This window comes from Streptococcus mitis (assembly GCF_002096735.1).
In the GTDB taxonomy this organism is placed as follows: domain Bacteria; phylum Bacillota; class Bacilli; order Lactobacillales; family Streptococcaceae; genus Streptococcus; species Streptococcus mitis_CZ.
The window spans coordinates 197,541-209,749 of record NZ_NCVC01000017.1 but is presented as its reverse complement, the minus strand read 5'-3'; the positions used below and the strand labels follow the sequence as shown (position 1 = coordinate 209,749).

The following is a 12,209-nucleotide window of genomic DNA, read 5'->3' as shown; positions in this document are numbered from 1 at the left end:
TCTAGTATATCATAATTTTCTTAAGCTTTAAACGGCAAAATGTGGTAAAATAGAAGAAATCAAAAACTAGTGGAGGAAGCCATTATGCCATTTGTACGCATCGATTTATTTGAAGGACGCACGCTCGAGCAAAAGAAAGCTCTTGCTAAGGAAGTAACGGAAGCTGTTGTCCGTAACACTGGAGCACCTCAATCTGCTGTCCATGTCATCATCAATGACATGCCAGAAGGAACCTACTTCCCTCAAGGTGAAATGCGCACCAAATAAGCTAGCTTAAGCAGAATTGCTTAGGCTTTTTCAATCTCCAAGTAGCATCCATTGAAGAAATAGTTCAAATTTGTTACAATTTGAAAGGATACTTGGGAAAATTTCCAAGAAAAGAGCTATTAATTAAAGGAAACATTATGATTACACGTGAATTTGATACCATCGCTGCTATCTCTACTCCACTAGGTGAAGGGGCTATTGGTATTGTCCGCCTGAGCGGAACAGACAGTTTTGCTATTGCACAGAAAATTTTTAAAGGAAAAGACTTGACCAATGTTGCTAGTCACACCCTCAACTATGGCCATATCGTCGACCCACTAACTGGTAAAGTCATGGACGAAGTCATGGTTGGGGCTATGAAATCTCCAAAAACCTTCACTCGTGAAGATATTATCGAGATTAACACCCACGGTGGGATTGCGGTTACCAATGAGATTCTCCAACTAGCTATCCGTGAAGGAGCTCGATTGGCTGAACCTGGTGAATTTACTAAACGTGCCTTTCTAAACGGTCGTGTAGATTTGACACAGGCCGAGGCGGTCATGGATATCATCCGCGCCAAGACAGACAAGGCCATGAACATTGCGGTCAAACAATTAGATGGTTCCCTTTCTGATCTTATCAATAATACCCGTCAAGAAATCCTCAATACACTTGCCCAAGTCGAGGTGAATATTGACTATCCTGAGTATGACGATGTTGAAGAAGCGACTACTGCTGTTGTCCGTGAGAAGACAATGGAGTTTGAACAATTACTAACCAATCTCCTTAGGACAGCCCGTCGTGGCAAAATCCTCCGTGAAGGAATTTCAACTGCTATCATCGGACGCCCTAACGTTGGGAAATCAAGCCTTCTCAACAACCTCTTGCGTGAAGACAAGGCAATCGTAACCGATATTGCTGGTACAACTCGAGATGTCATCGAAGAATACGTCAACATCAACGGTGTTCCACTAAAATTGATTGACACAGCTGGTATTCGTGAAACGGATGACATCGTGGAACAAATCGGAGTTGAGCGTTCAAAAAAAGCCCTCAAGGAAGCTGACCTAGTTCTACTAGTGCTAAACGCTAGCGAACCACTGACTGCTCAAGACAGACAACTTCTTGAAATTAGCCAAGATACAAACCGTATTATTCTTCTTAATAAAACTGATCTTCCTGAAGCAATTGAAACTTCAGAACTTCCAGAAGATGTCATCCGTATTTCAGTCCTTAAAAATCAAAACATTGATAAGATTGAAGAGAGAATCAACAACCTCTTCTTTGAAAATGCTGGTTTGGTTGAACAAGATGCTACTTACTTGTCAAATGCCCGTCACATTTCCTTGATTGAGAAGGCTGTTGAAAGCCTACAGGCTGTTAATGAAGGGCTGGAACTAGGTATGCCAGTTGACTTGCTTCAAGTTGACTTGACTCGTACTTGGGAAATCCTCGGAGAAATCACTGGAGATGCTGCTCCAGATGAACTCATTACCCAGCTCTTTAGCCAATTCTGTTTAGGAAAATAAGAAAAATCCATGATCGTTCTTGCGGTCATGGATTTTATTGTCTTTATTAGTAATCTGGTCTTAAGACCCCTGTTACAGTTGCCTTTGTTGCTTCGTAGTCGCCATCTACGACAACCTTGATAATGCGTTTGGCATCTTCTTCTGGTGCTGGAACAAGAGGTAAACGAGTTGGTCCAGCTTCAAATCCCATATAGTTCAGAACTGCCTTAACAGGAGCAGGACTTGGATAAGAGAAGAGGGCATTGACTTTAGGAATGAATTTACGCTGAATAGCCGCTGCTTTCTTCATATCGCTTTCTGCAATTGCAGTGAACATTTCGTGCATCTCATCTCCATTTGTATGAGATGCAACAGAAATAACCCCATCTGCACCAAGGTTCATGGCATGGAAAGCATCTCCATCCTCACCAGTATAGACCAAGAACTCCTCTGGCTTATGCTCAATCAAGTAAGCCATATTTGCCAAGCTGGTACATTCTTTGACACCGATAATATTTGGATGGTCAGCCAAACGAAGCATGGTTTCTGGAGTCAATTCGACAACCACACGGCCTGGAATGTTATAGATAATAATTGGTAGGTCAGAAGCATCTGCAATAGCTTTAAAGTGCTGATACATTCCTTCTTGAGAAGGCTTGTTATAGTATGGTACGATTGCAAGTCCAGCAGCAAAACCACCAAATTCTGCTACTTCTTTGACAAACTCGATAGAGTCACGCGTATCATTTGTCCCTACACCCGCAATCAAAGGAACACGTCCATTAACAATCTTTTGTACAGCCGCAAACAATTCCAACTCTTCATCGTGAGTCAAGGTTGGGCTCTCAGCAGTCGTTCCAGCTAGGAGAATGCCATCTGTGTGATGGGCCAATAAATGCTCAATCAAGGCTGGAATGGCATCAAAGTTGATAGAACCATCCTCGTGGAAAGGAGTAATGAAGGCTGTGATGATTTTACACTCTTTTAAATCTTGATAAGACATGAAAACACCTCTCTATTTCAAAGAAGGAGTTCATCTGAACTCCTAAACGATATGACTATTTTAATTCAAATTTCAATTCAGCTGTTGGACGAACCAATCCACGTTCGTGAAGAGTTTCTGCAATCTGAACTGAGTTCCAAGCAGCACCTTTGAGAAGGTTATCTGAAACAACCCACATGTGGATTCCTTTTTCAGCATCCAAGTCTTTACGGATACGACCAACAAAGGTATCACGTGAACCTACTGCATTGATGGCTTGCGGATAGATTTGATGAGCTACATCATCTTCAAGAACAGCACCTGGGAAAGCTGCGATAGCTGCTTTGACTTCTTCAATTGGAGCCACTTCTTTTGTTTCGATATAAACTGACTCAGAGTGAGCTGACAAGACTGGAATACGCACACATGTTGCGGATACTGCGATGCTATCATCTTCCATGATTTTCTTAGTTTCCTTAGTCATCTTCATCTCTTCGTAAGTGTAATCATTGTCCGTGAAGACATCGATTTGTGGAAGAGCATTGAAGGCGATAGGATAGTGTTTCTTGTCACCGCCTGAAGGTAAAATTTCCGCATGTAAATCACGTGGTTTCACTCCATCATTCAAAACTTCACGGAGTTCACGTTGTGTTTCAAGAATCGCTCCCATACCTGCACCTGAAACGGCTTGGTAAGTTGAAACGATGATACGGTCCAAGCCCCATTTTTGGCGAACAGGTTCAAGCGCAACCATCATTTGGATTGTTGAACAATTAGGGCAGGCAATAATTCCGTTGTGGGCATCAAGTGCGTGAGCATTGACCTCTGGAACAACCAAAGGAACATCTGGATTTTGACGGAAGTAAGATGTGTTATCTACTACTACCGCTCCAGCTTTAACTGCGTATGGTGCATACTTAGCTGATGTAGAACCACCCGCTGAAAAGAGAGCAATGTCAACTCCTTCAAAAGCGGTTTCAGTCGTTTCTTCAATCGTAATATCTTGATCTTTAAATTTCAAAGTCTTGCCTGCTGAACGTGCAGAAGCAAGTAAACGAATTTTATCAATTGGAAGTGTTGATTCTTCCAACATTTTTATCATCTGAGCACCGACAGCACCTGTCGCGCCGACTACAGCAACTGTATATCCCATAAGTAACCTCTTTCGGAATTTTCTAAAAATTTCTATAATAGATGTATTATACTACTTTTTCCATGAATTGCAAAGCATTTTCATCATTTTTTGGAAAATAAAAATCCCCGATCGCTAGACCAGGGACTAAGAGGCATCTTCATGTGATGAGCAGGTTCACACAACTCATCAAGGTCCGCTCCTGCGTTATGACCTCCTTATGCTCAATAGTAGTCCGAAGACTACCTATCGACTCATCGCATCTATTATATTACTAGAGATAATTGGTTTTGTCAATAAGAAATTTTTGCAGGATAACTTTTATTATACAAAAGTCAGAATTTTTTCTCGCTAGCATAAGAAAAAACTCTTGTATTCAAGAGTTTCCCTGTCTATTTCATGCTAATTGCCGGGATTGAACCGGCGACCTCATCCTTACCATGGATGCGCTCTGCCAACTGAGCTAAATCAGCTTACTTAAAAAGTATACTATAGTTAGAAAAACTTGTCAAGGTTTCCTTAGAAATTTTCCATAAGAAAAAGCCAAGTAATAACTACCCAGCTGGTCTTCTTCTATTTGCTTAAATCAATTCGACGACCAATTTTACCAATGATAATCGCTCCAATAATCAATGAGGCAAATTCACCAACTCCTGTTGTAAACCAAGTAAGGAAAAATGGTAATTGCGCTACAATATTCAACTCTGCAGCGATGGTAAACATGGAAATTGAAAAGAGGATTGAAAAGAAGAAATGATCTTTTCGAATTAATCCATTAAAGAGGTAATCTTTGCTGTATTTTGCAAAAAGCCAAACACCTAGACTGAGGAATACCAAGGTTGATCCACCACCAACAAAGACATCTAGCAGTCCGAAGCTAAAGAAATTAGCAATCATACAACCGATGGTAACTCCGATGATGTACTTGGGATTGTAAAAAGCCATAAAGTTCATCATTTCTGAAATACGGAACTGATAAGCACCATAGCTGATGGCATTTAGAGGCGGTGTAACAGTCAAAACGACATAGATAGCAGCGACGATTGCAATATCTGCAACATCACGAATAGTTAATTTTTTCATCTTTTCTCCTTTAGCGGGTTATCCGCGTGTAATATGCTTGGTGAAAGAAGCTAAGCACCAAGGGTTGCTTTATTCAACCTTACTAGTATAGCACAATAGCCTGCTTTATGCTATACTTAAACCATGAAAATTCCTATTCAAAAATTTTTTAACAATGAAATCTTAGCCTATCTCTTTTTTGGCCTTGCAACAACTCTAGTTTCGATTCTCTCACGACTATTCATTTATCAACTAAGTCATCAAGAACTCCTTGCTACTGCCCTAGCAAATAGTATCGGTATCCTCTTTGCCTTTATCACAAATGATACAATCGTGTTTAAGCAAGCAAGGAAGAATCGGCTTATCCGTTTATTGAAATTTTCTCTTGCCCGCCTTTCTACTTTTCTGTTAGATTTGTTTTTAACTTTTCTCTTTGTAACCCAATTTCCTCACATCATAGGTCAATTCGTAAATGAAAACATTGATAAGATAAATGCTATTGAAACAATAATTGCACAAATACTCATTATTATCATCAATTATATCTTGAGCAAGGTCTATATTTTTAGAAAATAATGCTCCATTTATGAGCCTTTTAATTGCCTTCTATAATGATTTAGGATACAATGAAACACGAAACGTTGAAAGGAAAACAGTATGTTAAAAAATCTAAAATCATTCTTGCTTCGAGGAAATGTGATTGACCTTGCTGTCGGTGTTGTCATTGCCTCTTCTTTTGGTGCTATCGTTACTTCACTTGTAAACGACATTATCACTCCTCTTATTTTAAATCCCGCTTTGAAAGCTGCTAAAGTCGAACGTATCGCTCAACTTTCTTGGCATGGAGTCGGCTATGGTAACTTTTTAAGTGCTATTATCAATTTTATCTTTGTGGGTACCGCCCTCTTCTTTATTATCAAGGGTATTGAAAAAGCACAGAAACTCACTGGCATAAAGGAAGAAAAAACTGACGAAAAAAAACCAACCGAATTGGAAGTCCTTCAAGAAATCAAAGCTCTTCTTGAGAAAAAATAATCGATTAAAAGGATCTAGCGCAAAGCTAAATCCTTTTTTCTTTACTCTTTTGGTAACTTACCTGCTTTCTCAAGCATTTTCTTAATAAGATAAGGCATCTTAACATTTTCCCGACCTTTTTTCTCAATCAATTTTTTCACAAATTCTGGCATTTGTAAATCTTGAGATTCGGCCAAGATATTTTTCGTCTCATCTGAAGGAACTAACTCATCAAAGGTTTCTTCTTCTGGGAGAAATTCCTTAAACTCTTTGTCCTCATTAGCTCTGACTGTATTAACCAAGGCATCAATCAAACGAGAATCTGTATTTGGCATTGGTGGACGATGGTAGTTTACACCAAATTCCTGACATAAGTCATAACATTCCACATCATTGTCAAACAAGACTTCAATATGCTCGCTAATGAAGCTGATAGGAACAAAAATATAATGGTCTGGATGTTCTTTCCGTTCTCTGAGATACTCTAAGACATCTGGCTTAATCCATGGAATCCCGATATCACTTTCACTTTGCCAAGTGTTAGTATATTGCTCAGAACTCAAACCTAGTTTTTCAGCGACAAGCTTGCTATTTTCAAAAATTTGGTCAATATATGGGTCACCAAAATCCAAGGCAAAAATGGGCACACTGTGGGCTGAAAAGATGACTTTAAAGCTATCCTGCTTTACTTCTTCTTTTAAAATTTTACCAATTTCATCTGCCCAATAGTTTAATAGCGCTTCTTCTTGATACCAGTCCTTAATGACTAAAAATTGAATTTGCTTGCTTTCTAAAAATTTCTCATAACCCATGACAGAGTAGAAAGAATAATGGGGCTCCAAAATCAAGCAAATACACTGTTCAATGCCGTCTGCTTCCATCTGACCAATCACATTTGGAATAAAGGGACTGGAAAACTTATTAGCAAAATAAACACTATACTCATTTCCCAGCCTAGCCTCTACCAAGGCAACCTCTTCACGCGTAATTTTTTGCAGAGGCGTGCCGCCAATTCGTACATAATTATCATAGAGAGTTTGAATTTCGTGGTCTTGAGGTCTCACTCCACGACGAATATTTGTGAAAAAATCAGCCACACCTTCAAAGGTAATCTCTTCTGGCGAACCGAAAGTCATCATTAAAATTGCTTTTTTCATAATCGCTTCCTTGTGATATTTTTATCAAGTTTATTTTATCATTTATCCATTAATAAGTAAACGCCAACATAGCGAATTTCCCTAACTTCTGTCTTTTGTTTTTCTCTCATTTCTATGATACAATGGAAAAAATGAATTCAAAAGGAGTTTTTTATGACTTATCCCAATCTCTTGGACCGCTTCTTAACCTACGTTAAGGTCAATACGCGCTCTGATGAACACTCTACTACTACTCCAAGTACGCAGAGTCAGGTAGATTTTGCTACAAATGTTCTTATTCCTGAAATGAAACGTGTTGGATTACAAAATGTTTATTATCTACCAAATGGTTTTGCAATTGGGACCTTGCCAGCCAATGATCCATCTTTAACACGAAAAATTGGCTTTATATCTCACATGGATACTGCTGACTTTAATGCCGAAGGAGTTAATCCCCAGGTAATTGAAAACTACGATGGTGGTGTGATTGAACTTGGAAATTCTGGTTTCAAACTCGATCCAGCTGACTTTAAGAGTCTTGAGAAATATACAGGACAAACGCTCATCACAACAGATGGAACAACCTTGCTAGGAGCTGATGACAAGTCAGGGATTGCTGAAATTATGACTGCTATTGAATATCTAACTGCTCACCCTGAAATCAAACACTGTGAGATTCGTGTTGGTTTTGGTCCAGATGAAGAAATCGGTGTTGGTGCTAATAAATTTGATGCAGAAGATTTTGATGTTGATTTTGCCTACACAGTTGATGGTGGCCCACTAGGTGAACTTCAGTACGAGACCTTTTCAGCAGCGGGTGCTGAATTGCATTTCCAAGGACGCAATGTCCACCCTGGTACTGCCAAAGGGCAAATGGTCAACGCCCTTCAGTTAGCAATTGATTTTCACAATCAACTTCCAGAGAATGACAGACCTGAGTTAACTGAAGGTTACCAAGGCTTCTACCATCTAATGGATGTGACAGGTAGTGTCGAGGAGGCGCGTGCAAGCTACATCATTCGTGATTTTGAAAAAGATGCCTTTGAAGCGCGTAAAGCAGCCATGCAATCTATCGCTGATAAGATGAATCAAATACTTGGTAGCGACCGTGTCACCCTAAACTTGACAGACCAGTACTACAATATGAAAGAAGTCATTGAAAAAGATATGACTCCAATTACCATTGCCAAAGCAGTTATGGAAGATTTGGGGATTACTCCTATAATCGAACCAATCCGTGGAGGGACAGACGGCTCTAAGATTTCCTTTATGGGAATCCCAACTCCTAATATCTTTGCGGGTGGAGAAAATATGCATGGACGTTTTGAATACGTCAGCCTTCAGACTATGGAACGTGCAGTTGATACCATCATTGGTATCGTAGCTTATAAAGACTAAAAAGACGAGGTAGCTTAGCTACTTCGCCTTTCTTTTTATTCTGCTGGTTTTTCTTGATTTCCAGTACTTGTTGTAGATTCTGTTGTTTCCTTTTCTGAAGCTGGTTCAGCAGGTTTAGAATCTGTTGTGTTGCTTGGTTTGTTTTCGTCGCTTGCAGTTTCACTATTTGATTCTGCAGTTGCTGATGTTTCAGTTTCGGTACTTGTCTTGTCACCATTTGACTCAGCATTTGTCGCTGGAGTTGTTTCTTCACTTGCGCTTGATTTTGACTTGATTTCTTGATTCAAGACCAGAATAGCTTTTGTCAATTCAAGTAAAGCAGCCTTATCTTTACTCTTAGCAGAAAGTTGATCTAGTAGAGCATCCACCTTATCAAAGTCCGCATCAGAACCCTTATTGTTTTCTAAATATGCGTGAAGTGACATGAGGATATCGTAAAGTTTTTGATAGAGTACAAGTGTCTGAGGATCTTGCTCAGCATTTTCCTTCTCTTGTTGAAGGGCGCTAGCGATACGAGTCAAGACATCTTTTACCTGACTGTTTACTTCATCCAAGTCTGCATCAGCCTTGTTTGTGGCAACTTTGAGATTTTCTACTTCTTCTGCCAAGGATTGTCTGATTCCTTCTTCTTGGATTTGCTCCAAGAGTTGATTTGCCTTGCTCAAGAGGCTTTCTACTTCTTCCTTTCTAACATGATTGACATGCTCTTCAGGCATAAAGTCTCCGTACAATTCTTTCAAGAAGCCATAAATAGCTGTCTTGGCACTTTGATTATCAACTTTTTCAGTATCTAGAACTGTCTGACTTGATTTCGAAGTAGTTGGCTGAGCTTTCAAAGCTTCTTCCACTTCTTGTTTTGCCTGATAGATGCTTGGGAATAATTTGTTCAATTCTGCTGCCTTAAGGAAGGATTGAGATTGATACAAGGTCCAAGTCAACTGAGCTACTTTGTTTCGAAGTTCATCACTCAAACGACCGTCATTTACGTGTTCGTAGAAATACTTGATGTATTCTACAGTTGTAACACCTGTTCGATCATTAAAGTCTTGAAGAGCTTGAAGTTGTGATTCAACCGCTGCTAAACCAGCCTCATCTTTTGCCAATTTAGCTTCTTGAAGTCGAACAAGAAGATCTTTCTTAGGAAGTCCATAAGAGTCTGTATCCAGTGTATTGATTTTATCAATCAAGGCCTGATATTTCTTATCTAGAGCACTGGTTACAACAGGTTTGACACTTTCATCAATATGGATATATTGCTTATCAAAAAGATCAAGTGTCGCAAGATAACCTGCTGTAGAGTTAGTTGCCAGTTTCTTCATGTTTTCAGTAAACTGACCTAAGGCTAACTCAATTTGTCTTTGTTCGATAGGCTTGTCTTTGTAGATACTTCTGCTATCAGCTAGAAGTTGATCTACTTTTGCCAAGACTGCCTTCTCATCAAAAGCTCCAGGTTGATAATTGGATTGCAGGGCTGGAATCTTGTTTTTCAAAGCCACTTCATATCCCTTAGTTTGAACCTTGATGTAGTGATTATGGTCGCCATGAGGAATCACAAAACTACCATTTTCTACCTGTAAGCTATACGGAGACACGCCATCTCTCAAAGCAGTCGTGTAGAGTTCGTTTAGGAAATCAAGTTCTGGATTGCCAGTCTGGAGTGGAAGTCGAACGTGTTCCTTACGAACAGCATAGGGATGGATATGAGTTGGATCATAAGCTTGGTCTGGATTTCCAAAGACAAAGAATCCGTTTGAAATTCTAATCGCTTCAAGTGGAACTCCGTATGTTTTAGAAATATAAGCAATCTTTTCTTCATCGCTAGCATCTCTTGAGAAAGACTCTACCGTTTTAGCAAGAGGTTTTACAGGCTCCGCATCATGATGTGTTTTCAAATGGTCTTGTGCAGCCTTAATTTGCTCTGCTGTCAAATCTTTCTTGAAGAAGTAATGATTATGATCACCGTGTGACATGACAAAGCCTTGATCATCCTCACTGATGACACGATCGGCATCAAAACCATGATCATGGTCTTCATCATGATGGTGGTCATGATCATCGCCATCGTGCTCATCATTGGATGGGCTTGGTGTTGCTGTATTTGCCCCTTTCAAGTGGTCTTGCGCTGCCTTGATTTGATCAGCAGTCAAATCCTTCTTGAAGAAGTAATGATTGTGGTCGCCGTGACTCATGATAAATCCTGCTTCATCTTCAGCAATAATACGATTGGCATCAAAGCCGTGTCCACCTTCTTCATGTTCCTCATGTGAAACACTAGGATTGACTGGAAGAGATGGCGAAGGTGTTGTTAGACCATTATTTGGAAGAGTCGGTTGACCAATTTGATTCGCCTTAGGAATGTAATGGAAATGATCACCATGTCTGACGATATAAGCTGTGGCTGTTTCTTCAACGATATCTTTAGGATTAAAGATATAACCATCAGATGTTGAAGGAATTTCCTTATTTAACGTTGAAGAAGCATTATTCAATATAGATGGATTACTTGGAAGACTTCCTAGACTAGACGCTACTTCATGAGGTTTTTCATTTGTAGAAACTGTAGAACCAGTTCCACCGATAGGCACCATTCTAGCAATCTTTTCTTCTAAAGCAGAGAGCTTGCTGTAAGGAATAAAGTGATAATGGTCACCATGCGGAATCGCAACTCCATTTGGTGTACGACTGATAATCTTAGCAGGGTCAAAGACCAGACCATCTGATTCACTGTAACGTTTGTCGCTAGGTGAATCGTAGAGTTCTTTCAATAAACTTTGGAGATTTTCAACTTTGCTTTCTGGCTTGCTAGTTAATCCTTGCACTGTAGATTGAGTATTATTCTCACTAGCTGTTGAAGAATAGCTTAGCTGACTCGGTTGCGTATTTTTGCCAGCTAAATGAGCTTTTGCTGCTGCTAACTCACTAGAAGACAAATCACTTTTTGGAATATAGTGATAGTGACCTCCATGAGGAACGATATAAGCATCACCCGTATCTTCGATAATATCAGCTGGATTAAAGACATAACCATCATCTGTCGTATAGCGTCCCTGAGACCTTGCTACAGCAACATCAGAGCTGACCTTCTCATTATCTTTGACATGTTCTTGTTTTTGACGGTTGATTTCATCTTTAGTTCGAATATTATCAGCATGAGCTGCATCTTTCAGGTAGACATAATATTTTCCATCTACCTTGATGATATAACCACCCTTGACTTCATTGACAATATCTCCATCCTTAAGTTGATAGTTTGGATCCTTCATCAAAAGTTCTTCACTAAAGAGGGCATCATAAGGAACTTTCCCGTTATAATAATGATAGTGATCACCGTGTGACGTCACATAGCCCTGATCTGTAATTTTGATGACAATTTGCTCAGCCTGAATTCCTTCTTTCTGGCTAACCTGATCTGGTGTCAAGTTTTCAGTTTTCTGACTTGACTGACTGCCATCCACATAAGAGACACGATTATTGTCCTTATTTTCCTGCGAGCGATGCTGGTTCAGTGCATAGGCGCAAAGACTCAAGGATACGATAACAGCTGATCCGGCTGCAATATACTTTTTACTGAATTTCATAAATCCCTCATTTCAATAAATGATGAAGCTTTTCTTAACTTCTTTTTCTCGGTTAAACAGTTTTTCTAAACTGGTTATTTAACCAATTAATTAACCAGTAAATAGTTTACCTTTTTTAAGTTTATCTGTCAAGATTTTTATGTCATTTTA

Annotated in this window: 10 protein-coding genes, 1 tRNA gene and 1 riboswitch; of the genes, 5 read left to right on the top strand and 6 right to left on the bottom strand. The window is 39.5% G+C overall.

Annotated elements, in window-relative coordinates; translation table 11 throughout:
• Nucleotides 1-84: 84 nt before the first annotated feature.
• Both B7703_RS08065 and mnmE read left to right on the top strand, forming a co-directional pair.
• Nucleotides 85-267 carry a 4-oxalocrotonate tautomerase gene (locus B7703_RS08065; protein WP_001117401.1) on the top strand — a complete coding sequence of 61 codons (183 nt, stop codon included), beginning with the start codon at nt 85-87 and terminating at the stop codon, nt 265-267.
• A 137-nt stretch (nt 268-404) separates the two neighbouring features.
• Entirely contained in the window at nt 405-1,778 is a 1,374-nt protein-coding gene (mnmE, locus tag B7703_RS08060; RefSeq protein WP_084924369.1) for a tRNA uridine-5-carboxymethylaminomethyl(34) synthesis GTPase MnmE, read from the top strand.
• A 46-nt stretch (nt 1,779-1,824) separates the two neighbouring features.
• On the opposite strand, the gene dapA is transcribed toward mnmE, so the two are convergent.
• The 4 genes from dapA to B7703_RS08040 form a co-directional block, all read right to left on the bottom strand.
• On the bottom strand, nt 1,825-2,760 hold the full coding sequence (gene dapA / locus B7703_RS08055) for a 4-hydroxy-tetrahydrodipicolinate synthase (RefSeq protein ID WP_000121608.1): 936 nt from the start codon (nt 2,758-2,760) through the stop codon (nt 1,825-1,827).
• A gap of 55 nt (nt 2,761-2,815) precedes the next feature.
• Entirely contained in the window at nt 2,816-3,892 is a 1,077-nt protein-coding gene (locus B7703_RS08050) for an aspartate-semialdehyde dehydrogenase (RefSeq protein WP_000542462.1), read from the bottom strand.
• 379 nt (nt 3,893-4,271) lie between these two features.
• Nucleotides 4,272-4,344 (bottom strand) — tRNA-Thr (locus B7703_RS08045).
• Between the two features lie 100 nt (nt 4,345-4,444).
• Nucleotides 4,445-4,954: a QueT transporter family protein gene (locus B7703_RS08040; protein WP_000737073.1), complete on the bottom strand. Its 510-nt coding sequence runs from the start codon at nt 4,952-4,954 to the stop codon at nt 4,445-4,447.
• Nucleotides 4,952-5,049, bottom strand: a riboswitch (PreQ1 riboswitch). Its footprint overlaps the gene before it by 3 nt.
• A 28-nt stretch (nt 5,050-5,077) precedes the next feature.
• Here B7703_RS08040 and B7703_RS08035 point away from each other — a divergent pair.
• Both B7703_RS08035 and mscL read left to right on the top strand, forming a co-directional pair.
• Complete coding sequence (locus tag B7703_RS08035) at nt 5,078-5,509, top strand: GtrA family protein (protein ID WP_084924368.1); 432 nt, start codon at nt 5,078-5,080, stop codon at nt 5,507-5,509.
• Between the two features lie 81 nt (nt 5,510-5,590).
• Nucleotides 5,591-5,968, top strand: a complete 378-nt coding sequence (gene mscL / locus B7703_RS08030; RefSeq protein ID WP_023932701.1) for a large conductance mechanosensitive channel protein MscL — start codon at nt 5,591-5,593, stop codon at nt 5,966-5,968.
• Between the two features lie 41 nt (nt 5,969-6,009).
• On the opposite strand, the gene hemH is transcribed toward mscL, so the two are convergent.
• On the bottom strand, nt 6,010-7,104 hold the full coding sequence (gene hemH / locus B7703_RS08025; protein WP_045611723.1) for a ferrochelatase: 1,095 nt from the start codon (nt 7,102-7,104) through the stop codon (nt 6,010-6,012).
• A 153-nt stretch (nt 7,105-7,257) separates the two neighbouring features.
• Here hemH and pepT point away from each other — a divergent pair, with 153 nt between their 5' ends.
• Entirely contained in the window at nt 7,258-8,481 is a 1,224-nt protein-coding gene (gene pepT / locus B7703_RS08020) for a peptidase T (protein WP_045611725.1), read from the top strand.
• 35 nt (nt 8,482-8,516) lie between these two features.
• Here pepT and B7703_RS10165 read toward each other — a convergent pair whose 3' ends face one another.
• Nucleotides 8,517-12,059: a pneumococcal-type histidine triad protein gene (locus tag B7703_RS10165; protein ID WP_084924366.1), complete on the bottom strand. Its 3,543-nt coding sequence runs from the start codon at nt 12,057-12,059 to the stop codon at nt 8,517-8,519.
• Between the last annotated feature and the right edge of the window lie 150 nt (nt 12,060-12,209).